General features: G+C 70.9%; 24 protein-coding genes. 12 read left to right on the top strand and 12 right to left on the bottom strand.

Going from position 1 to position 22,924, the window contains the following annotated elements; translation table 11 throughout:
• Positions 1-47: 47 nt before the first annotated feature.
• Positions 48-1,550 (bottom strand): IucA/IucC family protein, encoded by a 1,503-nt coding sequence (locus NW895_RS37995; protein ID WP_289941563.1) that lies wholly within the window; start codon positions 1,548-1,550, stop codon positions 48-50.
• Positions 1,551-1,677: 127 nt separating this feature from the next.
• Between NW895_RS37995 and NW895_RS37990 the strand changes: the two genes are divergently transcribed.
• Genes NW895_RS37990 through NW895_RS37980 form a run of 3 tightly spaced genes read left to right on the top strand, consistent with a single transcriptional unit; the run spans position 1,678 to position 5,306 of the window.
• The gene (locus tag NW895_RS37990) at positions 1,678-3,189 is read left to right on the top strand and encodes an IucA/IucC family protein (protein WP_289941562.1); all 1,512 of its coding nucleotides are present in this window, start codon (positions 1,678-1,680) and stop codon (positions 3,187-3,189) included.
• Positions 3,190-3,234: 45 nt separating this feature from the next.
• Positions 3,235-4,509 carry a VWA domain-containing protein gene (locus tag NW895_RS37985; protein WP_289941561.1) on the top strand — a complete coding sequence of 425 codons (1,275 nt, stop codon included), beginning with the start codon at positions 3,235-3,237 and terminating at the stop codon, positions 4,507-4,509.
• Positions 4,509-5,306 carry a hypothetical protein gene (locus tag NW895_RS37980; protein ID WP_289941560.1) on the top strand — a complete coding sequence of 266 codons (798 nt, stop codon included), beginning with the start codon at positions 4,509-4,511 and terminating at the stop codon, positions 5,304-5,306. Before NW895_RS37985 ends, NW895_RS37980 begins: the two co-directional genes overlap by 1 nt.
• A gap of 41 nt (positions 5,307-5,347) precedes the next feature.
• Here NW895_RS37980 and NW895_RS37975 read toward each other — a convergent pair whose 3' ends face one another.
• Positions 5,348-5,974 (bottom strand): winged helix-turn-helix transcriptional regulator, encoded by a 627-nt coding sequence (locus NW895_RS37975; RefSeq protein ID WP_289941559.1) that lies wholly within the window; start codon positions 5,972-5,974, stop codon positions 5,348-5,350.
• Between the two features lie 87 nt (positions 5,975-6,061).
• Between NW895_RS37975 and NW895_RS37970 the strand changes: the two genes are divergently transcribed.
• From NW895_RS37970 to NW895_RS37950, 5 genes are all read left to right on the top strand, one after another.
• Complete coding sequence (locus NW895_RS37970; RefSeq protein WP_289941558.1) at positions 6,062-7,270, top strand: pyridoxal phosphate-dependent aminotransferase; 1,209 nt, start codon at positions 6,062-6,064, stop codon at positions 7,268-7,270.
• A 94-nt stretch (positions 7,271-7,364) separates the two neighbouring features.
• Positions 7,365-9,686, top strand: a complete 2,322-nt coding sequence (locus tag NW895_RS37965) for a hypothetical protein (RefSeq protein WP_289941556.1) — start codon at positions 7,365-7,367, stop codon at positions 9,684-9,686.
• A gap of 11 nt (positions 9,687-9,697) precedes the next feature.
• The gene (locus tag NW895_RS37960; protein WP_289941555.1) at positions 9,698-10,099 is read left to right on the top strand and encodes a DUF5955 family protein; all 402 of its coding nucleotides are present in this window, start codon (positions 9,698-9,700) and stop codon (positions 10,097-10,099) included.
• Between the two features lie 105 nt (positions 10,100-10,204).
• Complete coding sequence (locus tag NW895_RS37955; RefSeq protein WP_289941554.1) at positions 10,205-10,834, top strand: hypothetical protein; 630 nt, start codon at positions 10,205-10,207, stop codon at positions 10,832-10,834.
• Positions 10,835-10,908: 74 nt separating this feature from the next.
• Positions 10,909-11,331, top strand: coding sequence for an acyl-CoA thioesterase (locus NW895_RS37950; RefSeq protein WP_289941553.1), 423 nt, complete (start codon positions 10,909-10,911; stop codon positions 11,329-11,331).
• A gap of 65 nt (positions 11,332-11,396) precedes the next feature.
• Here the strand turns inward: NW895_RS37950 and NW895_RS37945 are convergent, their stop codons facing one another.
• The 10 genes from NW895_RS37945 to NW895_RS37900 all read right to left on the bottom strand — a co-directional run bounded on the left by NW895_RS37945 (position 11,397) and on the right by NW895_RS37900 (position 18,774).
• Positions 11,397-11,765, bottom strand: coding sequence for a hypothetical protein (locus NW895_RS37945; RefSeq protein ID WP_289941552.1), 369 nt, complete (start codon positions 11,763-11,765; stop codon positions 11,397-11,399).
• 230 nt (positions 11,766-11,995) lie between these two features.
• A complete protein-coding gene (locus NW895_RS37940; RefSeq protein ID WP_289941550.1) occupies positions 11,996-13,372 on the bottom strand; it encodes an 8-oxoguanine deaminase in 1,377 nt (458 codons plus the stop codon).
• A 10-nt stretch (positions 13,373-13,382) separates the two neighbouring features.
• A complete protein-coding gene (gene pucL, locus NW895_RS37935) occupies positions 13,383-14,285 on the bottom strand; it encodes a factor-independent urate hydroxylase (protein WP_289941549.1) in 903 nt (300 codons plus the stop codon).
• 6 nt (positions 14,286-14,291) lie between these two features.
• A complete protein-coding gene (gene uraH / locus NW895_RS37930) occupies positions 14,292-14,633 on the bottom strand; it encodes a hydroxyisourate hydrolase (protein ID WP_289941548.1) in 342 nt (113 codons plus the stop codon).
• Complete coding sequence (gene uraD, locus NW895_RS37925) at positions 14,630-15,151, bottom strand: 2-oxo-4-hydroxy-4-carboxy-5-ureidoimidazoline decarboxylase (protein ID WP_289941546.1); 522 nt, start codon at positions 15,149-15,151, stop codon at positions 14,630-14,632. The genes uraH and uraD overlap by 4 nt, the downstream gene beginning before the upstream one ends.
• Positions 15,152-15,273: 122 nt before the next feature.
• Entirely contained in the window at positions 15,274-16,623 is a 1,350-nt protein-coding gene (locus tag NW895_RS37920) for a cation:proton antiporter (RefSeq protein WP_289941545.1), read from the bottom strand.
• Between the two features lie 313 nt (positions 16,624-16,936).
• Entirely contained in the window at positions 16,937-17,398 is a 462-nt protein-coding gene (locus NW895_RS37915; protein ID WP_289941544.1) for a hypothetical protein, read from the bottom strand.
• A 47-nt stretch (positions 17,399-17,445) separates the two neighbouring features.
• Positions 17,446-18,075, bottom strand: a complete 630-nt coding sequence (locus NW895_RS37910; RefSeq protein WP_289941542.1) for a hypothetical protein — start codon at positions 18,073-18,075, stop codon at positions 17,446-17,448.
• A gap of 91 nt (positions 18,076-18,166) precedes the next feature.
• The gene (locus tag NW895_RS37905) at positions 18,167-18,526 is read right to left on the bottom strand and encodes a helix-turn-helix domain-containing protein (protein WP_289941541.1); all 360 of its coding nucleotides are present in this window, start codon (positions 18,524-18,526) and stop codon (positions 18,167-18,169) included.
• Positions 18,523-18,774: a hypothetical protein gene (locus NW895_RS37900; RefSeq protein ID WP_289941540.1), complete on the bottom strand. Its 252-nt coding sequence runs from the start codon at positions 18,772-18,774 to the stop codon at positions 18,523-18,525. Before NW895_RS37900 ends, NW895_RS37905 begins: the two co-directional genes overlap by 4 nt.
• Positions 18,775-18,951: 177 nt before the next feature.
• On the opposite strand from NW895_RS37900, the gene NW895_RS37895 reads away from it, so the two are divergent.
• The 4 genes from NW895_RS37895 to NW895_RS37880 all read left to right on the top strand — a co-directional run bounded on the left by NW895_RS37895 (position 18,952) and on the right by NW895_RS37880 (position 22,922).
• Positions 18,952-19,956 carry a lytic murein transglycosylase gene (locus tag NW895_RS37895; protein ID WP_289941704.1) on the top strand — a complete coding sequence of 335 codons (1,005 nt, stop codon included), beginning with the start codon at positions 18,952-18,954 and terminating at the stop codon, positions 19,954-19,956.
• 54 nt (positions 19,957-20,010) lie between these two features.
• On the top strand, positions 20,011-21,081 hold the full coding sequence (locus tag NW895_RS37890; RefSeq protein ID WP_289941539.1) for a sigma-70 family RNA polymerase sigma factor: 1,071 nt from the start codon (positions 20,011-20,013) through the stop codon (positions 21,079-21,081).
• A gap of 144 nt (positions 21,082-21,225) precedes the next feature.
• Positions 21,226-22,155, top strand: a complete 930-nt coding sequence (locus NW895_RS37885) for an ABC transporter ATP-binding protein (RefSeq protein WP_289941538.1) — start codon at positions 21,226-21,228, stop codon at positions 22,153-22,155.
• Positions 22,152-22,922, top strand: a complete 771-nt coding sequence (locus tag NW895_RS37880; RefSeq protein WP_289941537.1) for an ABC transporter permease — start codon at positions 22,152-22,154, stop codon at positions 22,920-22,922. Before NW895_RS37885 ends, NW895_RS37880 begins: the two co-directional genes overlap by 4 nt.
• Positions 22,923-22,924 lie beyond the last annotated feature (2 nt).

Raw genomic sequence — 22,924 nt, 5'->3', positions numbered from 1 at the left:
AGGTCCGCGCGAACAGCGTGTCCGCCGTGGGATTGCGGCCGGTCGTGTCATGCTCCGGCCAGGGGGTTCGGGAGCGGCAGGTAGCGCGCGTCGGCGCCGTCCGCGCCGGTCCAGCGCAGCAGCAGGTTGGTCTTGCCGGGAAGGGTCGGCGAGGTGAGCAGCCGGTCGATCTCGGGGAGGTCGTGGCGGGCCAGTTCACGGCGGGCGGCGGGCCAGGGGTCGAGGCCGGGGTGGCGTTCGGCCAGGGCGCCGGCGATCTCGGACAGGTGGTTGACGACCAGGCAGTACACCAGCCGCTCCCAGCCGGCCGCGCGGGAGACGTCCGGCAGCAGCTTGACGCCCTCGGCGTCCCGGAACAGCGCCTGCACGGGTGTGCCGTCGGCGTCCACGGCGACGAGGGTGTTCTGCAGGTGCGCTTCCAGGACGACTCCGTGGCCGGCGAAGGCGGCGAGCGCCGGGGGGACGACCTGGCGCAGATACGCCTCCCACCAGGCCGCCGGGTCGGCACCGCCGAGGGGGCTGCCGTCGAAGCCCTCCACCAGGCCCGCGGCGAGCAACGGGGTCGCCCCCGGCAGGACGCGGTCGCGCAGCCCGTCGCGGACCAGGACGGCGAGCTCCTCGAAGGCGAAACCGGCGGTGCGGTAGCCGCGGTCGCTCAGCCAGGCGGCCGGGCCCTCGATCGCCTGGAAGGCCCGGGTCACCGCCGCGTCGGTGCGGCGCAGTGCGAGCAGGTCGTGGCGCCACAGCCGCCGGATGTCGTTGGTGATGCGGACATCGAGGCTGAACTTCAGGGACAGGTCTCGCTCGGGCGCGTACAGGGTGCGGATCGCGGCCGTGGGCCAGGCGTCGAAGGCGGTCGTGCCCAGCCGGATCAGACGGCCGTCGGCGAAGGCCCGCGTGAGGTCCACCAGGTCGAGCTGCCAGGGGTGGGCGGGCAGCAGCCGGTAGCCGGGCGGGGCCTCGCCGAGGGTGTCGAGGGCCGAGGTGTCGCCCTCCTCGACCACCGCGTCCTCGCGCACGCCGAGCAGCACCAGCGGGAAGCGGGCGTGCGCCTCGGGCGCGTACGGCAGCCAGCCGGCGGCCGGGCCGCCGCCGCGCGCCTTGGGCGCAGGATGGTGGGTGTGGCCGGTGAGCAGGGACTGTTCGGAGACGAGGTACGGGTCGTCGGGCGGCGTGGCCCGGGCGCGTGCGGTCAGCAGCGCGGCCACCGCGTCCCGGCTGTCGATCATCTCGGTGGGCAGTTCGTGGTTGGACAGGCCGGTGTGCCGGCGCAGCTCCTCGGCGACGAGTTTCACGAGTTCGGTGTGGCCGACGCGGTGCCAGCGGCCCGCCGCGTACACCTCGGGCTCGGCGGGCCGCCGCCCCCCGCGCACGCGCAGCAGGCGGCCCCCGCCGGGCAGGCGGTACACCGGCCGCTCGCCGGGCCCCGGCACCGGTTTCGCCACCTCGCGCAGCAGGCAGTTCAGCAGCGGCGCGGCCGCGTACGCGTCGGCGCGGGCGGCGACATCGGCGCGGGCGCCGGCGTCGTCGGGCGGGGGCAGGAGATCCACGCGATCCACTCGTTCCCTACGTTCTGTCGGTGGAGACGATCATCAGTATGTCTGTCGTCGTCCCCCTGCCTGACAGTCTGTCGTCGTCCCCCGCCTGACGCCCTACTCGTACCCGAGGAGCCCGACCGTGCACCGTCCCTCCACCGCCGAGGCCGAGGTCGCCGACGAGCTGGCCGCCGTACGCCCCGCCCTCGTGCCGCGGTACACGGCCGAGGTGCCCGGGGCCCGCGCGGCCGTGCTGTCGCGTCTGTGGCGTGCGCTCTCGCACGAACCGCTGCCGTGGGTGACAGGCCGGGAGCGGGGCCGGGACGGGATGACCCTGCGTCTTGTGGACGGCCGGCGACTGCGCGGCCCGTACGCCGACCCCTACCGCACCGACGCGTACGTCACCGTCGTACGACTCGACGACGTGCCGTACGACGATCCGGCGGGGCTGATGACGGACCTCGCCGTACCCCGTTCCGCGGGCTTCGCCGCCGAGCTCGGGCACAGCGTGGCCTCGCTGGCGCTGTCCCGGGCGGGTCAGGGGCACCGCACGGACGAGTGGCCCGTGAGCGACTGGGAGTGGGAGCAGCGGGTGGTCGACGGGCATCCGTTCCATCCCAACTGCCGTTCCCGGCCGGGTTTCTCGGTGGCCGAGCAGCTGGCCTACGGGCCTGAGCACCGGCCGCTGGTGGGGCTGGGGCTGGTGCCGGTGCCGGTGCGGGAGTGCCTGGTGGCGGGGGCGTGGCCGGACGGGATGCGGGACGGGGCGCGGGTGCTGATCCCGGTGCATCCGTGGCAGGCGGCGCATGTGCTCAAGCGGGCGTGCGACGAGCGGCTCAGCGCGCATCCGCTGATGTCCCTGCGCACCCTCGCCCTGCCCGGCCAAGGGCACGTCAAGACCGCGTTGAGCGCTCGGCTCACCTCCTCGGTGCGGGACATGTCCGTCGCCTCGGTCGCCGCGTCGGCCACCCTGTCGGCGTTCGGCGAGACGCTGGCGGCCCGCATGGACGGCCTGCTGCACATCACCCGCACCCTCGGCGCGGCCACGGCCCACTCCCCCGACCTGGCGGCCCTGGTGCGGGAGTCGCCGCTGACGTATGCCGACACCGGGAGCGGGGAGCGGGTCGTGCCGGTGGCCGCGCTGGCGACGACCGGGCTGCCGGACTCCCCCGCCTGGCTGGCCGGTTTCGCGCGCCTCGCCCTGGCGGTCTGTCTGCGGCTGCTGGAGCTGGGCGCGGCCCTGGAGGCGCACGGCCAGAACCTGCTGGTGGTGCTGTCGCCGGCGAACGACCCGCTGCGCCTGGTCTACCGCGACCTGGCCGACATCCGCGTCAGCCCCGCCCGCCTGGCCCGGCACGGCATTGCCGCCCCCGACCTGCCCGCCCGTATGGTCACGGACGATGTGACGACCCTGCGCCGCAAGCTGTTCGGCTCGCTGGTGGCGGGTGCCCTGGCGGGCACGGCGGGATCGGGCGCGGCCCTGCGGGAGGCGCTGGAGACGGCCGTACGGGGCGTGCCGCGCACCCCGGACCTCGCGGCGCTGCTCGACGAGCCGCTGCCCGCGAAGGCGCTGACGCTGATGCGGCTGTCGCCGGACGGGACCGGGGACCAATGGGCCGAACTGCCCAATCCCCTGCGGTCGGCCCTTTCCTGACGGTCCGTTTTGGAGCCCGGCGCCTCCGCTCCATAAGATCCGCCGATGATCACAAGAAAGAGGCTGGCGGCGGGCGTGTGTGCCCTGCTCGCCGCGCTGACGGCCGGGCTCGCCGTCCCGGCCGGTGCGGCCGCCGGTGAACCCACGGGCGAGGACGCGCCGAAGGTCGACCTCGTGCTCGACGTCAGCGGGTCGATGCGGACGCGGGACATCGACGGCGGGACGCGGATGGCCGCGGCGAAGCAGGCCTTCAACGAGGTGCTCGACGCGACGCCCGAGGAGGTGCAGCTCGGCATCCGCACCCTCGGCGCGGACTACCCCGGCGACGACCGGAAGACGGGCTGCAAGGACACCGCGCAGCTCTACCCGGTCGGCCCGCTGAACCGTACCGAGGCCAAGACGGCGGTCGCCACGCTGGCACCCACGGGCTGGACGCCGATCGGTCCCGCCCTGCTGAAGGCGGCCGACGACCTCGACGGCGGGAACGGCTCCAAGCGCATCGTGCTGATCAGCGACGGCGAGGACACCTGCGCACCGCTCGACCCGTGCGAGGTGGCCCGTGAGATCGCCGCCAAGGGCATCGGCCTGACCATCGACACCCTCGGTCTGGTCCCCAACGCCAAGCTGCGGCAGCAGCTCAGCTGCATCGCCGAGGCGACCGGCGGGACCTACACCTCGGTCGAGCACGCGGACGAACTCACCGACCGCGTCAACCAGTTGGTGGACCGGGCGGCGGATCCGGTGGTGACGCCGGTCGCCACCGAGGGCGCCGCCCAGTGCGCGAAGGCGCCGACGCTGAAGTCCGGTCTGTACACCGACCGCGAGGAGTTCGGGCAGCAGCGCTGGTACCGGGTGGACGTCCTGCCGGGCCAGGAGCTGCGCGTCTCGGTGAGCGTGGCGGCCGACCGGGCCGTGAACCCCTCGTACGGGGTGCTGCTGAAGGCGGTCACGGTACACGGACGCGAGATCGTGCGCGGGGAGGCGGCGGGCAACGGCCGTACGGACGTGATGTCGGCGGGGCTGCGCTACCCGAAGCCCGAGCGGGACGACGTGGACGCCGACAAGCCCGCCCCCGAGACCGTGTGCCTGCAGGTCACCCACTCCTTCTCGGCGGCCTCCGGGGTGAAGACCACTCCGGGACTGCCGCTGGAGCTGACCGTCGACGTCGTGGACGGGCCGGGCAAGGCGAGCGACGTGGCCTCCTTCGGCCTCGGGCGCGGCTGGTGGCTGCTCGGCGTGCTGATCCTCACCGGCTTCCTCGCCGGTCTCGTCTGGGGCTGGCTGTCGCGCTGGCGGATCGCGGTCTGGAGGACCAACTGATGCGTATCGCACGTGTGATGGGCGCGGCGCTGCTGATGCTCGGGCTCGCCGTCTCCCCGGCGGCGGCCGACTCCTCGCCCTCGGCGAGCCCGTCGGACGACGGCGGCGCGCCGACCGAGGCGGGCACGTCGTTCCGTACGGCGACCGAGATCGCACAGGGGCAGCGGGCCACCGCGAACGGCTCCGCGGGCGACTACCTGTACTGGTCGTTCCCGGCGGACTCCGGACAGCGCCCGACCGTGAAGGCGACGGTGAAGCTGCCCGAGACGCACGCCGCTCAGACCTGGCAGATCGACGTGTACGACGGTCTGCGCCGCCGCCAGTCCTGCCAGTACGGTGCGCAGACCCGCACCGCAGCGTCCGGGGAAGCGTCCTCCGTGGAGCTGGCCTGCGTCCTGCGTACGGTGCGCGCCTGGTCGGAGCCGTGGGCGAACGACCCGCTGCCGGGCACGTACTACATCCGGCTGACGGTCGTGGATCTGCCCACGTCCGACCTGGGTCTCCCCGTCGACGCCGAGGTCCGGGTCGACTCCAAGGACGTCGGCGGGGCCGCGGCGGTGGACGGTTCGCTGGCCGAGCCGCTGGTGCCGGGGGTCGCGACGAGGTCCGAGGACTCGGACGACTCGGAGGAGGACTCCTCTGCCGTGCTGGCCGACCTGGAGCCCGAGGACGGCTGGGCGTCGGGCTGGTGGTCGGACCGCTGGGTGTGGACCGCGGTGGGCGGTGTGCTGGCCGCGCTGGCGGGTGTCGGCGGATATGCGCTGACGCGCGGGTCCGGGCGGCCGCCGACCGCCTGACGCTCCACCAGAAGGCCCGCTTCCAGCGGGCCTTCGTTCTTTCACGCCTCCCTGAGCTCCTTGGCCAGCGTGCCGTCGCCGGTCACCGCTATCCGCCCGTCCCGCACCGCCTCGGTCACGCTCACCTCCCCCCGGCTGACCGCCGCGCACGTCGCGGCGTCCAGCGCCAGCCGGGCGTCGGGCTCCACGGGGGCGGGCCCGTCGCCGTACACGGGCCCTTCGCCGGCACCGGCGTACAGGTGGAAGACCCCTTCCTCCAGCCGGACCTCGACCAGCCCCTCGCCTTCCAGGGCACGCAGCAACGGCAGCGCGAACCAGTGCGCGCGGACCGCGTCCGTGGGCCGCCGCTCCCCCAGCTCGGCCGCGCCCCACGCACCCAGCGCCCGCAGTACGGGCAGCAACTCCCGCCCTCGTTCGGTGAGTTGGTACACGTAGGCCGCGCCCGGCGGCGGCAGCCGGCGCCGCGTCGTCAGCCCGTCCCGCTCCATGTCCTTCAGCCGCGAGGCGAGTACGTCCGTGCTGACGCCCGGGAGGTCCGCGTGCAGGTCGGTGTAGCGGCGCGGACCGGCGAGGAGCTCCCGGACGATCAGCAGGGTCCAGCGGTCACCGACGACGTCGAGCGCGCGGGCGGCGGGACAGTACTGGTCGTAACTTCGGCGAGGTGACATGCGACGCAGTCTAGACATGTCGTTGGACTTACCAAGTGGGTACTTGGTAAAACCAAGCAACACAACGTACCGGAGGAGCGAGAGCGCATGGAGTTCCGGCAGTCGAACAAGCTCAGCGAGGTCTGCTACGAGATCCGCGGTCCGGTGATAGAGCACGCCGACGCGCTGGAGGCGGCGGGCCACAGCGTCCTGCGCCTGAACACCGGCAACCCCGCGCTCTTCGGCTTCGAAGCGCCGGAGGAGATCCTCCAGGACATGATCCGGATGCTTCCTCAGGCGCACGGCTACACGGACTCCCGCGGCATCCTCTCCGCCCGCCGGGCGGTCGCGGGGCGCTACCAGACGCTGGGCCTGGAGGTCGGCGTCGACGACGTCTTCCTCGGCAACGGCGTCTCCGAGCTGGTCTCGATGGCCGTACAGGCGCTGGTGGAGGACGGCGACGAGATCCTCGTACCAGCCCCGGACTACCCGCTCTGGACGGCGGTGACGACCTTCGCCGGCGGCAAGGCGGTCCACTACCACTGCGACGAGCAGGCCGACTGGTACCCGGACCTGGACGACATGGCGTCGAAGATCACGGACCGCACGAAGGCCGTGGTCATCATCAACCCGAACAACCCCACCGGTGCCGTCTACCCGAAGGAAGTGATCGAGGGCATCCTCGACCTGGCCCGCCGCCACGGCCTGATGGTCTTCTCCGACGAGGTCTACGACCAGGTCCTCTACGACGACGCCGTGCACCACGCGGCCGCCGCGCTCGCCCCTGACCTGGTCGTCCTGACCTTCTGCGGCCTGTCGAAGACCTACCGGGTGGCGGGCTTCCGCTCCGGCTGGCTGGTGGTGACGGGCCCGAAGCAGCACGCGAAGGACTACCTGGAGGGCCTGACCATGCTGGCCTCCATGCGGCTGTGCGCCAACGCGCCCGCCCAGTACGCCATCCAGGCCGCGCTCGGCGGCCGCCAGACCATCCGCGAGCTGACCGCGCCGGGCGGACGGCTGCGTGAACAGCGCGACGTGGCGTGGGAGAAACTCAACGAGATCCCGGGCGTGACGTGCGTGAAGCCGAAGGGCGCGCTGTACGCGTTCCCGCGCCTCGACCCCAAGGTGTACCCGATCCACGACGACGAGCAGTTCGTCCTGGACCTGCTGCTGAGGGAGAAGATCCAGGTGGTCCAGGGCACGGGCTTCAACTGGCCGGCCCCCGACCACTTCCGCATCCTGACCCTTCCCTACGCCGACGACTTGGAGGCGGCGATCGGGCGGATCGGGCGGTTCCTCAGCGGATACCGTCAGTAGTCCCCGATGTGCGCGGATTCGTGGCGGCGGAGAACGGGGATGCCTTAGGGTGCGGCAACGAGCCGCGGGGATCGGGGGATTGGGGGAACCCCAGGTGTTCTTGTCTCATCGGCGTGCCTCGGGCAGGCCATCGTCGTCACGCGGACGCGTCACGCTGCTGCTCCTGCTCGTTCTCCTCGCGGGCAGCCCATGGGTGCAGCGGCCGCTCTCGGACCTCTACATACGGAAGGTCTACGTAGAACGTTCCGCCTCCGAGACCATGCTCCGGCTCCTGGAGGCGACGTCCGTCCCGCGCTGGGAAGTGTCTCCCGAGCAGTACGGCGGCACGGCCCAGCTGGTCGTGAGCGATCTCGCCGCCCTGGTACTGCTCGCGGGGCTCGCCTTCTTCGCGTCGCGGCGCCCGGCCCGCAGGGGATTGGGCTGGGTGCGCTGCCTCGCCGCGGGTGTGCTGGTGTCGGCACTCGCGAACCTGTCGTGGTGGGGCCTGCACGAGGCCTTCGTCCCCGACGTGACGCTGCTGCCACCCGACCTGCTGCTGGAACACCTGCTGCGCAACGCTCTCATCTTCGGCCTGGCGGTCGGCGTCCTGCTCGCACTGCTGACCGTCGGGCTGCCGGGGACACACCGCACGAGGTCCTTCGGCGCCACGACGGCGCCGTTCCGTCGGAGGAGCCAAGGGGGGCTCGGCATGACGACTCCGCAGGTATCCATGCCGGTCGGAAGCGCACCGGGTGACGTCACACGGTATCTGTGCGCCGCGGCCTACGTGGACGAAGGGTTCGCCGACCGGGTGACGGAAGGTGTGCTGGCCGACGAGGTCAGCGCCGTGGCGCCGTCACCCGATGTCGACCTGGTGACGGTGGTACGCCATTGCCTGGCGGCACAGGAGATCCGTTACCGCCGCGATCTGCGACTGGCGGTGGCGTGCGGCCTCGTGGCTCTCATCGCGCCGCTGTGGCTGCTGTTCGTCATGGTCCTGCTGTCGACCACCCGGCACGCCGGCTCCCAGCCGACCCTGGCCACCCGCGGCCGGCCCCTGCCCGACAGGAAAGTGCTGGTGGGCACCGGGATCACGGCCGCGCTGTTGGCGCTGTTCGCCTTCTATCTCGGATTCGTCCTCTCCACACTGCCCCTGCCCGGTTTCGTCGGCTGGCTGCTCGGCGCCTATCTGGCCGGAGTACCGGCCGTTCTCACGTCCATCGGCGCGGTGGTGTTCGCGTACGCGACGGTCGTACGGCACGACCTCGACACCGACCGGCTGCTGCGCACCACCATGAGCCGTGAGACGTTCGCCCGGCAGCCCCGCTTCTCCGTGCCCCCGCGCAGATGGATGGCCGAGCGGCTCGCCGCCGTCAGGGAGGCGCAGGACGGCAACGTCACCGTGTACAGCGGATACACCCCGTTCGTCGGCTATTCGGAGACGACCTCCAACTGGTCGCTCGCCGTGCCGCTGCTGCCCGCCGACGACCCCGTCGGCATGAGTCCGCGGTCCGCCGCGCCGGATGCCTTCACCGTCTCCGAACTCGTCGATCACGTACGCGAACGGCTCCGCTCGGTCGCCGAGCACAGCGGCACCGGCGGGGCGGCACAGGTCGGCGAGGAGGCCCTCGGCTCCCTCGTCATCGAGGACCGGATCTTCGCGAGCGGCACGACCATCGGCGACGACGACCGCTTCGTCAGGGAGACGAGCCTGGCCCCGTCGGCACGACTGTCGGCCGAGGCGGTCCGGCAGGTCATGCTGCATCCGACCGGCACGGTCCGCCACTATCTGGCGATCCATGTGCCGATGTGGGGCGGAGACGTGGTGCCGAGCGTGTTCCTGCACTTCTCGACCGCGGGCAGAACGCTGCACCTGCACTGTGACAACCACGTCCTCGGCCCGGTGCACGCGGCCTACCACGTCGTGGACCGCATGGGCCGGCCACTGAGCCCGGAGGGGAAGCGGGGGCTGCTGGTGACCGCTCTCTCCCACACCGGCAGGACGTTCGCCGCCGCACCGTTCCGAGCGCTGCGCCACGCCCGCTTCGACACCCGGCACAGCAGGCGGATGGTCGATGAGCTCAAAGCCATGGAACAGGACCCGGGCTTCGACTACGGTGCCCGGCTGAGCGTCCGGGAGATGGCGCTGAGTCCCGACTACCACAACTACTTCCAGGTCGTGGACGCCGGACGGATCACGTCGTCGGTGGAACGCCACACCCTCGCCGCCATCCGCGAGTTCCTCGACACGCACGGCTACGACACCACCGACTTCCGCAGCCAGCAGCAGACCATCCTCAACCAGGGGCTCATCCAGCAGGGTGGGATGAGCATCATCGGCAACCAGGCGATCGGCGCCGGCGCGAGCGCCACGCAGAAGGTCACGCAGCACTCCGGCCCGGCCGCTCCCAGCGCCGCCGGTGGTGCCGACAAGTAGGGGGCTACCTGATGCACAGCGACGACGGGCGGCACGATCCTCCCACCAACAACGGCATCGTGATCAACGGCGGTACCCACTACGTGGGCAACCAGGCCGTCGGCCACCGCGCCCAGGCGTTCTCCGGTTCGGTCGGCTTCCAGCACCAGGACGCCGAGCAGGCCGCCCGGACGGCCGAGCTCCTCCTGCACGTCGAGCGGTTGCTTCAGGAGCACCGGTCGGCACTCGCCGACCCCGACGCCACGACCAGGGAGCTGCGACGCCTGCGGGAGGAGCTCGACGAGGAGGAGCCCCAGCCCACGGTCCTGCGGCGCGCTCTGGACCGGCTGAACGCGTTCGTCCAGCCCGTGGCCCCGCTGGTGGTCGCCGTGGGACAACTCGCTCAGTCCTTGCAGGGGCCTCTGGGGCAGTGAGGCGGCGGCCGCTGCTCGCGGGGTGAATGTCAGACCCCCGTCGTACGCTTCGAATGGGCCGTTTCCGGACGTCCCGTTCGGACCGATCGACGGGAGGAGCACGCCGTGACACGACCGCCCACTGCTGCCCAGCGGCGTGTCATCGAGGCCGCCGATCCGGTCACCGGGCGCCTGAGGGGGACGGAGGCGCAGCTCGCGGCGCTGGTGAAACGGGGCCTCGCCTTCCGGCACCCGCGGCCACCGCACGACTGCTTCCTGACGCCGGAGGGACACCGGATACGGCAGGGCGTGGAGCAGCATCCCGAGCCAGCAGGGGAGGCGCCCGCGGGCACCGGTGTGTTCGCCGCGCGGGTCGGGGGTGAGGAAGCGGCGCCGGCCATGGGGGCGGCCCGGCGGCGTGAGGTGCACAGCGCCTGGCAGGGGCTGCTGGAGCTGCGCCGGATGACCAACCCGGACGGCGCCACGGACCGGCCCTGCGGCTGGGAGCGGACGCATCTCGTACAGGCCGCCGCACTCGCCCTGGAGGCGGCCGGACACCAGCCCGCCGGGCCGGACGCCGACGGCTACCGGGTGAGGGCGACCCCGCAGCCGGAGGCCGTCGCCGTGCGCGGCCCCGACGAGGCGACGCTGCGGGCCTGCGCGGCGACCCTGGAGAAGGCGGGCTGGCAGGCCGGCGAGCACACCGATCCCCGAACCCGAGCGCGCTATCTGCTGGCTTCCCCACGCCGGGTGTGAGGAACATGCCACGATCGGTGCCCGGGGCATCGATCTCTCGTCGAGACACGACGACACGACGACAAGGGGAAGCAGTGAGCGAGCCGTTCTCCGTCCGGATCACCGTCCGCGGGTACGAGACCGACGTACAGGGCCACCTCAACCAGAGCGTGTACATCAACTACGCGGAGCACGCCCGCTGGTCTCTGCTCCAGGCGGCGGGCATCAGCCAGGCCGGGCTGATCGGCAGGGGCGTCGGCCCCGTCGCCCTGGAGACGACCATCCGCTACAAACGCGAGCTCCTCGCCGGCGACGAGGTCGATGTGACGTGCGCCTTCGAGTGGAGCGGCGGCAAGACGTTCCGCATCGAGCAGATCATCCGCAAGACGGACGGCACGGTGGCGGCCGAGCTGACCGCGGTCGGCGGGCTGCTGGACCTCAAGGAGCGGCGGATGGTGGCGCATCCGCAGGAGTACTTCAAGGAGCTGGCGACGGACCCGGGCCTGTTCGGGCTGTAGACGGGAGATCGCCCGCACCACGGTGGACGGCATGCCCGTGGCTCACCTTCGCGTCGCGCGGACGCTCATGCTGCCGCCCGCCAGACCGTCATGTCCAGCTGCAGGAAGGCGATCTCCGGCAGCGCGGTCGACTTCGTCCGGAGCACGAGCAGCGCGATGTCCCCGGAGGAGTGCTTGACGCAGATCTCGCTGCCGTTCGCGGCCGCGGCCAGCGGGAGGCGGTGGCTGTCGGCACTGGCGAGGAGAAGACGGCACTCGTCGAGGGAGGCCCCCGACGCGCCGAACAGCTGGACGAACACACTCGTGTCACTCTCCAAGGCGCAGCCGGCTTCCTCGCAGTCGAAGCGGATGTCCCCCTTGCGGTCCTCGCGCTGGACCGGCTCCTCGAAGTCGAGCGAGGTCTTCGCGTCCAGCCGCCGGAGGGGGTACGGCACGCCTTGCGGCGACTTGGGGATGGTCGGGGAGGGCCCTGACGCTTCCGGTGTCCCGCCATCGGCGCCCGCCGCCGCGGACGCCGATGGCGATGGCGACGCCGACTCCGACGACCGTCCGGACTCCTCCGGGCCCGGCGTCGACGGACGGATGCGGGAAGGACCGCCCTCCACATCTGCGTCGACATGGAGGCCGACGGCCCGATACCCGGTCCGTACGGCCGGCTGCGGGGTTACTGTGCGGCGATCCTCGCCAGCCGCTGTGCTTCCGCACGCGTCGAACGGGCGATGGCGTCCTCGTCGGCGGTGAGGAGACGGCCGTCCGCCACGATCTGCCGGCCGTTCACGAAGGAGGCCGTGACCGGGGCCGCCGCGCCGAAGACCAGCGCGGTCACCGGGTCCGCGATCGAGGCGTGGGCGAGGGTGTCGAGCCTCCACAGCACCAGGTCGGCCAGCTTGCCCGGCTCCAGCGAGCCGATCTCGGCGGCCCGGCCCAGGACCTGGGCGCCGCCGTACGTCCCGAGCCGCAGCGCCTGACGGGCGCCCAGGGCGGCCTCGCGGTGGGCGCCGAGGCGGTTGATGAGGAGGGCGTTGCGCAGTTCGGTGTGCAGTTCGCCGGACTCGTTGGACGCGGTGCCGTCGACGCCGAGGCCGACCGGGACGCCGGCCGCCAGCATGTCGGGGACGCGGGCGATGCCGGCCGCGAGGCGGGCGTTGGACGAGGGGCAGTGGGCGACCCCCGTCCTGGTCCGGGCGAAGGCGGCGATGTCGGAGTCGTTCATGTGGACGCAGTGCGCCATCCACACGTCGTCGCCGAGCCAGCCGGTGGACTCGAAGTAGTCGGTCGGACCCATGCCGAACAGCTCGTGGCAGAACTTCTCCTCCTCCACGGTCTCCGAGCCGTGGGTGTGCAGGCGCACGCCGAGGCGGCGGGCCAACTCTGCGCCCTGCCTCATGAGTTCGGTGGAGACGGAGAACGGCGAGCAGGGGGCGACGGCCACCTGGGTCATCGCGTCGAAGGAGGTGTCGTGATACTCCTTGACGGTCTGCTCGGTCGCGGCGAGCGCCCCTTCGAGGCTCTCGACGGCGAAGTCCGGCGGCAGGCCGCCGTCCGACTCGCCGCGGTCCATCGAGCCGCGGGCGAGGGTGAAGCGGACGCCCGTCTCGCGGGCGGCGCGGATGATGGCGCCGGACAGGTCGCCCGAGTCGCGCGGGAAGACGTAGTGGTGGTCCATGGCGGTGGTGACTCCGCCGCGGGCCATCATCGCCAGCGACCCCTGGGCCGCCGCGTACACCATCGGCTCGTCGATGCGCGCCCAGGTCGGGTACAGCGCGACGAGCCAGTTGAAGAGGTTGTGGTCGGTGGCCAGGCCCCGGGTGATCCACTGGTAGAAGTGGTGGTGGGTGTTGACCAGGCCGGGGGTCACGAGGTGGCCGGTGGCGTCGATGCGGCGTACGACGTCCTCCAGGCCTTCGGGGGCCTTGCCCGCGCCGAGCGACTCGATGCGGTTGCCCGCGAGGACGACGTACCCGGAGGCGTGCTCGGTGTCGTTCGCGTCGACGGTCGCGATCGCCGCGTTCTCGATGACGATGCGCTGGGCTGCTGCCATGGTGCGTCCTTCAGAGGTTGGTGAGGTCCGCCGGGATCTTCGCCTCGCACCCGTCCCGCAGGACGGTGGCCTCGATCAGGCCGTACGGGCGGTCGGCAGCGAAGTACACGGCTCCGTCGGCGGTGTCGTTCTTCAGCCCGAACGGCTCCAGGTCCACCAGGAAGTGGTGCTTGTTCGGGAGGGAGAAGCGGACCTCGTCGATCTCGCCGCGGTGGTCGATGATCCGCGCGCCCATCTGGTACAGCGTCTGCTGGAGCGACAGGGAGTACGTCTCGGCGAAGGCCCGGAGCAGATGCCCTTTGACCTGTGCGTACGACTCGTCCCAGTCGGGCGTCTGCTGCTCGTCGCCGGTCCAGTTGAAGCGCCAGCGGCCGGAGACCTCGGTGGCGAGGATACGGTCGTACGCCTCAGGGAGCGTCGTGTACTTGTCCTTGACGTAGCCCCAGAACTCGGAGTCGGTCGAGTTCATGACCGTCAGGTCCTTGAGGCCGGAGACGACTTCCCACGCCTCACCGTCGTAGGTGATCTGCGCCAGCCGCGTCTCCTGGCCCCTCCTGACGAAGGAGTGCGCGCCCTTCCCGGAGTGCTCGATGCGCTCCCAGGCGTACTCCTCGATACGGATGCGGGCGCGGTGGATCGGCTGCTGGGAGGTGACGAAGTGGCGGGCGAGGTGGATGCCGAACTGCTCGGCGGACTCGATGCCGTACTCCTTGGCGAAGGCGTACACCGTGTTCTTGGTGGTGTCGGTCGGCAGCACGTTGGCGTTCGAACCGGAGTAGTGGACCTCGTCCATGTCGCCGCTCAGGGAGACCGAGACGTTCAGGTCCTTGATGTGGTGGGTGGCGCCGTCCCGCGTGATGCGCACGACCCGGTTCTCGGCCTTGCCGTACTGGTTCTGTCCAAGGATGGGCATGGTGCGCTAGCTCCCTCGGTATACGGAGTAGCCGAACGGGTTGAGCAGCAGCGGTACGTGGTAGTGCTCGCCCGGTACGACGGCGAAGGTGACCGTCACCTCCGGAAAGAACGCTCCGCTGTCCCGGTGCGCGGAGAGGTACGCCTCGGTGTCGAAGGTGAGCCGTACGTGGGTGGTGCCCGCCGGCGGTGCCGGAAGGTCCTTGCAGCGTCCGTCGGCATCCGTGGCGGAGGCGCCGAGCATCGTCCACTCGGCACCCGAGCGTGCTGACAGTGAGACGGGCACGCCCTGGGCGGGGTGGCCGATGCTGGTGTCCAGGATGTGCGTGGACACCGATGCGGTACTCATCGGTCGTCGTCCTCTTGTTCCACGAGTCGGGTGAGCCGGATGCGGTTGATGTTCCCCAGTTCGCTGCGGACGATCTCGCGCTCCTGCTCGGGCGCGTTGCCGATCCGTTCCTTGACCGCGTCGCGCATCTGCTCGCCGGTCTTCCCGGTGGCGCAGATGAGGAAGACATGGCCGAACTTCTCCTGGTAGGCCAGGTTCAGCTCCAGCATCTCCGCCTTGAGCCGCTCGGAGGCGCCCGCCATGCCGCGCTGTTCCCGGGCCGACGTCGGGTCGCCCGGCTGGGGACGGCCGATGGGCGGGTGCCCGGCCATGGCCTCCGCCAGGTCCTGCTCGGACAGTTCGGCCATGGCCGCGTCGCTCGCGGCGAGGAGGTCGTCGACCGTGGCGTACGGGCGGCCCGCGAGCAGTCTGCGCCCCCACTCCGCCGAGGTACACGCCTCGCGGAGCAGCGCGGTCGCCGCCTGCTCCCGCAGGGCGTTGAACCGGGCGAGGCCCGGCGTCGAAGAACTCGAAGTCACGGGAGCCTCCGTGGCCGTGTTGCTGGACGGGCTGGGACCAGCTAACGCCCTCCGGACCATGAACGTCAACAGATTGTTGAAAAATAGGCGGTGCCGGAAGTGCGGGTCCCTGGGCCCGCCTCTCAGCCGCTCTCGCTCGGCGCCGCGGGCGTGGTGGCCGCCTCGGCGTCCGCCTCCTCGAACCCGGGGTGCTTCGTCATCGCCCGGATCAGCCAGGCGCCGGCCAGCTGCGAAGTCACGATGGACAGCAGCACCAGCGCCACGAAGAACCGCTCGTTGATCACACCGGCCCCGAAGGTCACCGTCGCCAGGACGATGCCGGGGCCGCCGCGGGCGTTCATCGCCACGGCGAAATGGGTGGACCACGCCGCACTCCGGCCGGCCAGGCGCGCCCCCAGCCACACGCTGCCGAACTTGATCGCACAGGCCAGCACGAACAGCCAGCCGAAGAAGAGCAGGTCCAGATCGCGGACGAGGTTCAGACGGAAGCCGACGAGTGCGAAGTAGATCGGCACGAAGAAGGCCAGCGCGAACCCTCGCACCGCGCGCAGCTCCGGCGCCTCCGTTCCCGCCCGCCGCTCCCCTTGCCGGTCGGCCATGGCGATGCCCGCCATGAGTGCGCCGAAGATCGGATCGATCCCCAGCCCCAGGCAGCACAGGCACAGCGCGAACAGGAACATCAGGCGGAACGCCGCAGGACTGCGCCGCTCCAGCACGCCCACGGGGCTGGAGGTGAGAAGGCGGAACGCCGGCCGGCCCCAGGGAAGGAGGATCGCGAAGAACAGGAGTGACGCGGTCGCGAAGTACGCCACCTCCCAGCCGACCGAGCCGGCGGGGAGCAGCGTGGGCAAGCCGTATGCGGCCCCTGCCTGGACATGGGCGATACCGAGGATCACAGCCAGGACGACATACAGCAGGACGTCTTCGACGACGGCTACGGCCAGCACCGTCCGGGCGAAGACGCTGCCCAGGATGCCCAGGTCGAGCATGATGCGGGAGATGACCGGGATGCTGGTCACCGCGATGGCCAGTCCCAGGACCAGCGAGATGCTCGTCGCGGATCCGTGGCGTCCGGCCAGGTCACCGGTGTCGACCAGCTGGGCGACGGCCAGCCCTCCCGCGAAGGGAATCACCAGGCCGCTGACGGTGGTGAAGACAATGGTCCTGCGTTCCCCGCCCTGGCCGCTCCCGGGCATCTCCAGACCGGCCAGGAACACCATGAGGAGCATGCCGAGCTGGTAGACCGCACCGAGGACATGGGCGGTGGGACCGGCCGGGGGCCCCAGCCAGCCGGGGGCCGCGGGGACGAACAGGCCGAGGACACTGCCGCCGAGCAGCAGCCCTCCGACGACCTCCCCGATGACCGGGGGCTGACGCAGCAGCGCGAAGACGTAGCCGCCGAGGTGCGCCGCTATCAGGAAGACGGTCAGGACGATGAGTATCTGGGCCACTTCGGCCGCTGCCAGGGACATGAGCCCGCCTCCGACTCTGCGACTCGTGCCGACCCGGCATCGAGGGAAGTGGCCGGAAACCACTAGGGGAGTCATGACAGATAGTCATATGAGCGACAAGACAGCGGTCTTCAAACCCCCCGAAGGGGCGAACGCGCTGGTCATACGCGTGACGGCCGATGCGTGGCGGGTCGGACGGTACTGGTCGCCCTGGGGTACCGCTCTGCCGCCGAGGGGACCTGCGAAGAAGGTCGACCGCAGGCGGCCTGCACAGCGGCCGTTTTGGGTTCGATCAGGCGTTCGCTCGCCCTGGCTGCCACTCGTTGAATGATCGTTATCGGCAGGCGGCCTGCACAGCAGCCGGCATCTTTCCAGAAGAACAGCCATACCAGGTCTGGATGTGACCGTTCCAATCGACCTCTAGAGCATCACTTGGCTTGTCGTACTCACGCAAGGTCAGGGTTTGCCGCGTTCCGGTTGGGTAGGTCAACAGCAGTTGATTCGGCCACTGGTAGGTATATGTGAAGCTGAATTGCTTCTCAAATGGGACGACCGACCCTGTGGGTTGGTAATCCTTCCGCCAACCATAAGGTATCTTCTCGCGAATTGGATCAAAGAACCATACCGACGAGGCACTGAATTCATCTTCTGACGGCTTCCACCATGTCCCGGTCGCTGTTGTCCCCATGGGGGCGGGATCGGTGCCTGTTGATAGCGCACCGGTGGGGACGACAGGGGCACCGATCAGGGCCGTAACGAGGGTGGCGAGAAAAAGATGACGCTTCCATCCAGACACGGGGAGACACCCCACAACCTTCTTTTCCGCGAGGTGGTTCTATACCTCTACGGCACGATCACCACATTGAATTCCTCAGTCACCAGAGAGCCCAGCGGGCTGCTCAGCTTCTCAGCGCCCAGACGCCACGTCCCCTCAGCCGGTAGGCCGGCCGTCGCGTGGGCGAAGCCTTCCAGATCACCGAGCCGCGTGAACTTCGCGTCGAGCGAATGCCTCATGGTGACCCCATTCAAGGACATTCGCGGATGAACACCGCTCGCGCCCGTCCCGCTCACCATGTAGAAAGTGCCGGCGAAGGAATCCTGAGAAGGGTTCTGCTCGTACTCGAAGCTGAAATATCTGACGTTGTACCCAACACCCGAGCGCAGGGGCGGACACTCCGAGAGGAAGATGGGACGGCCGACTGATCCGAGCCTCAGAGGGTCTGAATAGGTTCCTGACCCCTGCAGCGAGTTGCACGGGATGTCTTGGAACTCCAAGCCCTTGGTTGAGCCCGCACTGGCCGGAGACGCCACAAGCCCACCAACCAGGGTTACTGCTGTTGTTGTGACCGTCGCGATACGCGAGATTCTTTTCCGTATGCGCATGACGGTTACTCCCACGGAGACCAGTCCGGCGATTTCATAGCAGCAAAGAGACCCTTTCAGCGCAGCACGATCCCGCAGTGATCGCAACATGGGGACACCTTGCTCCGTAGGCCCCAATAATCAACTCGTCAACGATCCAAAGGAAACGAGGGAGCGAAGAGACCGGAGAACAGAGGAGGCTCTACGACCGGTTCAGGTAGTTGTAGACGGTGAACCGGCTCACCCCGAGCGCGCTCGCCACGGTTTCCACGCCGTGCCGTACGGAGAAGGCGCCGCGTGCCTCCAGTGTCCGTACGACCTCCTGCTTGGCCTTGCGGTCCAGTTCGGCCAGCGGTTTGCCCGTCTTGCGCTCCATGGCGGCCAGGATGTGGTCCAGGGAGTCGGCCAGCTGCGGCAGGCGTACGGCGACGACGTCGGCGCCCTCCCAGGAGAGCACGACGTCGTCGGGGCCGGCCTCGTCCGGTGGGAGCATCTCGCCGCCCATGGCGTCGACCAGCGGTTTCACGGCCGCGATGAACGGCTCGTCCCCGGTGCGGGTCACCGGCTGTCCTCCCCGACCACGTTGACCTGCAGCGAGATCCGGGTGGCACCGGCCTCCAGGGTCTTGCGCAGCACTGCGTCCACGGCGCCGAGCACCGCGTCGGCGCGCCCCTCGGCGGTGTTGCCGAACGGGCCGACGTCCACCGCGTCCAGGTCAGCCGCCTCGATGACCTCACGGGCCACCAGCGCGTGCGCGGGCGCCTCGTCGAGGTCGAAGGGCTCGGTCGTGAACTCCACTTTCAGTCGCACGCGCTCAACCTAACGCGCGGCGCCGAGGCTGGGCAGTCCCCTCGGCCACGGGATCCCCGCGACGGACCCGCCGCCCTGGCCCGTAGAGCAGACGACGGCAGCTCACAGGGAGGGGACCTGAACGTGGCAGGGCAGCGAGTCAGACGGACCAGGGGTACGGCGGTGGCGCTGGCGGCCATGGCGGCGCTCACCGCGTCGCAGGCGCCGGGGGCGGTACCGGCGCGGGCTTCGGCGCCCGTACGGCCGGCACCCGCGGACCACGGGCCGAGCGTGTCCGGTGACACCCCGTACCGCACCGATCTCCCGCCGCTGCGGGCAGAGAGGCGCAGAGGCGGAACGCCGACGTCCGGCGCCGCGCTGCCGGCGAGCGTGTTCGCCGCCTACCGGCACGCCGAGGCGGAGCTCGCCCGCACCGCTCCCGGATGCCACCTGCGGTGGCAGCTGCTGGCCGCGATCGGACAGGTGGAGTCGGGACAGGCCGGGGGCGGCCGGGTGACCGCGGACGGGACGACGCGCACGCCGATCCTCGGACCGCGGCTGGACGGCGGAGCCTTCGCCCTCATCCGGGACACCGACGGCGGCGCCTACGACGGGGACGCCGTCTACGACCGTGCGGTCGGCCCCATGCAGTTCATCCCGTCGACCTGGGCCCGCTGGGGTGCGGACGGCAACGGCGACGGCCGTCTGGACCCGGGCAACGTCTTCGACGCCGCGCTCGCCGCCGGGCGGTATCTGTGCGCGGGCGGACGGGACCTGTCCGACTCCGCCGAGCTGGACCGGGCGATCCTCGGCTACAACCAGTCGTCGGCATATCTGCGCACGGTCCGGGCCTGGTACAGCTACTTCCTGTCCGGGCATCGAGTGGTGCCGGACCGTTCCGGCCCCGGCCCCGGCTCCGTCTCCGATTCCGGTTCCGGGGAGCCCTCGGCACGTCATGAGCCGTCGCGGCCGAAACCCACGCCGAAGCCGAGTCCGTCCCCCCGTCCGAGAGCCACCCCACCCCCGCCCACCCCCACCCCGTCCCGGCCGTCCACCAGGACACCCGAGCCCGAACTCCCCGCGCCCGCCCCGAGCCTCGGCCTGCCCGGCGGCGACCTCCTCCCCAGCGGGGAACCGCTGACCAGCAACGGTGTGGCATCAATGGCCGCCACCCCCTCCACAACCGCGGCTACCGGGCGGTAATGTCGCCACCCGCCGGACGGCACGCAACCGGTGGGTGAGCGCGAAGGGGCCCTCATGGCGACGAACATGCCTGCGGAGACATCAGCGGCCGACGACCGCTGGGAGCGCATGTGGAGCCACCGGGAGCAGCTGCTCAAGGTGGCCCGGCGCCGGTCGATGAGCCTGGAGGACGCCGAGGACGCGGTGCACGAGGCGATGCTGCGCGCCGCGGAACGCCCCGACCTGGACGACGAGCGCCTCGGTGCCTGGCTGACGACCGTGACCATGCGGCTGTGCGTGGACCGGTACCGCCAGGTCAACCGTGAGGCCGAGGTGCGCACCAGCCCCACGCTCGTCGCGCCGGGCCCGGTGCCCGTCGAGGAGGCGGTGTGCGACCGGGCCGAGGCCCGGTGGCTGGCGGTGCGCAGCGGTGAGCTGCCCGCGCGGCAGGCGGAGGCGCTGCGGCTGAAGTCGCAGGACCTGGACGTCGGCCAGGTCGCCGTACGGATGGGGCTGAGCTACCGGACGGTCGAGTCGCTGCTGGCCCGGGCCCGGCGGACGCTGCGCAACTCCCTCGCGGGCACGCTCGGCTTCGCACTGTTCCTGTTCGGGCGGGGGCGTACGCGGGCCGGCGGCAAGGTGCAGGCGGCGGCGGTCGCCTCGACCGCGGCCACGCTGGCGGTGGCGGGATTCGTGCTGCCGTACGCGCTCGACGGGGGCGGAAACGATCCGGCACCGCGGCCCCCCGCCTCCCGGAGCGCGGAGGCGCTCCGCACCGACGGCACCGGTCAGGCGCGCGTTCCGGGGTCGCGCGGATCCGCGCCCGGATCGGCCGGCTCCGGGCGTGACGCGACGGCGTCCCCCACCTCCGGGCCGCTGCTGCCGCTGTCCGTGCCGTCGCTGCCCGAGGTGTCCCCGCTTCCCTCGCTGCCGGAGGCGGAGGTCCCGCAGGTGCCGAGCCTGCCGGACGTGCCGGACATACCGGTCACGTCTGCCGTTCCGTCGGTTCCGGATGTCCCGGAGGTTCCGGATGTCCCGGAGGCTCCGGCGGTTCCCTCGGCTCCGGACACGTCCGCCCTGCCGTCCGCCCCGCTCTCCGTACCCACCGAGAGCACCGCAGGCACGCCCGCGGCGCAGCTGCCGTAACCCCGCCCGCACACCCACCCGCGACCCCGTCCGCAAACCCGTCCGAAAAAAATCGGCCGTCTCCGCGACGGACGCCCCGCCCCTCCCCGTAGAGCAGATGTCGAAGCCGCTCACGGGCGAGGGCACAGGCGAAGGGTGGACCGGATGGGTGTCGAGATCTGTGTGGAAGGGCTGACCAAGTCCTTCGGTCACCAGGTCATCTGGCAGGACGTCTCACTGACGCTGCCCGCCGGGGAGGTCTCCGTCATGCTCGGCCCCTCGGGGACGGGCAAGTCGGTGTTCCTCAAGACACTCGTCGGACTGCTGAAGCCGGACCGCGGCTCGGTCACGGTCGCGGGCCGGGACATCACCAGGCTGCGTGAGCACGAGCTGTACGAGGTGCGCAAGCTGTTCGGCGTGCTGTTCCAGGACGGCGCGCTGTTCGGCTCGATGACGCTGTACGACAACATCGCCTTCCCGCTGCGCGAGCACACCCGGAAGTCCGAGAGCGAGATCCGGCGGATCGTGCTGGAGAAGATGGACATGGTCGGACTGATCGGTGCGGAGGAGAAGCTGCCCGGCGAGATCTCCGGCGGGATGCGCAAGCGGGCCGGGCTGGCACGGGCGCTGGTACTGGATCCCGAGATCATCCTCTTCGACGAGCCCGACTCGGGCCTGGACCCCGTCCGTGTGGCCTACCTCAACCAGCTCATCGTCGACCTCAACGCCCAGATCGACGCGACCTTCCTGATCGTCACGCACGACATCGCCTCGGCCCGCCAGGTACCGGACAACATCGGGTTGCTGTTCCGGCGCGAACTGGTGATGTTCGGGCCCCGGGAGCAGCTGCTGACCAGCGACGAGCCGGTCGTACGGCAGTTTCTGAACGGCCGGATGCAGGGGCCGATCGGCATGGCGGAGGAGAAGGACGCCGCTCAGGTCGAACAGGAACTCGCCCAGCTCGTCGACGGGGCGCCCGTCCAGCACCTGACCCCCCGCCTGCTGCCGAGCCCCGGCATCACCCGCCCGCCCCGCTGGGAGGAGATCGCGAGACGGGAGGCCGCGCTGCACCGCAAGGAGGTGGCCGGCGCATGAGCCTGTCCCCCACCGGGGCGCTGCGGCACTCGGGCAACCTGTTCGCGCTGGCGCTGGACGTGCTGCGGACGATGCCCCGGCGGCCGTTCCAGGCGCGGGAGTTCATCCAGCAGGCGTGGTTCGTCGCGAGCGTCACGATCCTGCCGACGGCCCTTGTCTCGATCCCCTTCGGGGCGGTCATCGCGCTGCAGATCGGCAGCCTGACGCGGCAGCTGGGCGCCCAGTCCTTCTCCGGTGCCGCCTCGGTGCTGGCGGTGCTGCGGGAGGCCTCGCCGATCGTCACCGCCCTGCTGATCGCGGGGGCGGGCGGCACGGCGATCTGTGCGGATCTGGGGGCGCGGAAAATCCGGGAGGAGATCGACGCGATGCAGGTGCTCGGCATCGATCCCGTGCACCGGCTCGTCGTACCGCGGGTCCTGGCGTCGATGGTGGTGGCGGTCCTGCTCAACGGGCTGGTGTCGGTGGTCGGTGTCGCGGGCGGCTACTTCTTCAACGTCGTCCTGCAGAACGGCACTCCGGGCGCCTATCTCGCCTCCTTCACCACCCTCGCCCAGCTCTCCGACCTGTGGGCGGCCGAGATCAAGGCACTGGTGTTCGGGGCGATCGCCGCGATCGTCGCCTCGTACAAGGGGCTCAACGCCAAGGGCGGCCCCAAGGGCGTGGGGGACGCGGTGAACCAGTCGGTGGTGATCACCTTCATGTTGCTCTTCGTGACGAACTTCGTGATGACCGCCGTGTACTTCCAAGTCGTTCCGCAGAGGGGCTGAGG

Origin of the sequence: Streptomyces sp. S.PNR 29 (assembly GCF_030386795.1) — a bacterium.
GTDB lineage: Bacteria > Actinomycetota > Actinomycetes > Streptomycetales > Streptomycetaceae > Streptomyces.
Note: the sequence above shows the minus strand (reverse complement) of the source record. Positions and strands in the feature narration are given on the sequence as shown.

Bases quoted from the DNA above. Each gene is read 5' to 3' on its own strand.
- NW895_RS37985 (WP_289941561.1), top strand. From the start codon at position 3,235: ATGATCACAAGAAAGAGGCTGGCGGCGGGCGTGTGTGCCCTGCTCGCC.
- NW895_RS37885 (WP_289941538.1), top strand. From the start codon at position 21,226: ATGGGTGTCGAGATCTGTGTGGAAGGGCTGACCAAGTCCTTCGGTCAC.
- NW895_RS37880 (WP_289941537.1), top strand. From the start codon at position 22,152: ATGAGCCTGTCCCCCACCGGGGCGCTGCGGCACTCGGGCAACCTGTTC.
- pucL (WP_289941549.1), bottom strand. From the start codon at position 14,285: ATGCCCATCCTTGGACAGAACCAGTACGGCAAGGCCGAGAACCGGGTC.
- NW895_RS37975 (WP_289941559.1), bottom strand. From the start codon at position 5,974: ATGTCACCTCGCCGAAGTTACGACCAGTACTGTCCCGCCGCCCGCGCG.
- NW895_RS37890 (WP_289941539.1), top strand. From the start codon at position 20,011: ATGGCGACGAACATGCCTGCGGAGACATCAGCGGCCGACGACCGCTGG.
- NW895_RS37940 (WP_289941550.1), bottom strand. From the start codon at position 13,372: ATGGCAGCAGCCCAGCGCATCGTCATCGAGAACGCGGCGATCGCGACC.
- NW895_RS37960 (WP_289941555.1), top strand. From the start codon at position 9,698: ATGCACAGCGACGACGGGCGGCACGATCCTCCCACCAACAACGGCATC.
- NW895_RS37895 (WP_289941704.1), top strand. From the start codon at position 18,952: ATGGCGGCGCTCACCGCGTCGCAGGCGCCGGGGGCGGTACCGGCGCGG.
- NW895_RS37980 (WP_289941560.1), top strand. From the start codon at position 4,509: ATGCGTATCGCACGTGTGATGGGCGCGGCGCTGCTGATGCTCGGGCTC.
- NW895_RS37970 (WP_289941558.1), top strand. From the start codon at position 6,062: ATGGAGTTCCGGCAGTCGAACAAGCTCAGCGAGGTCTGCTACGAGATC.
- NW895_RS37920 (WP_289941545.1), bottom strand. From the start codon at position 16,623: ATGTCCCTGGCAGCGGCCGAAGTGGCCCAGATACTCATCGTCCTGACC.
- NW895_RS37910 (WP_289941542.1), bottom strand. From the start codon at position 18,075: ATGTTGCGATCACTGCGGGATCGTGCTGCGCTGAAAGGGTCTCTTTGC.
- uraH (WP_289941548.1), bottom strand. From the start codon at position 14,633: ATGAGTACCGCATCGGTGTCCACGCACATCCTGGACACCAGCATCGGC.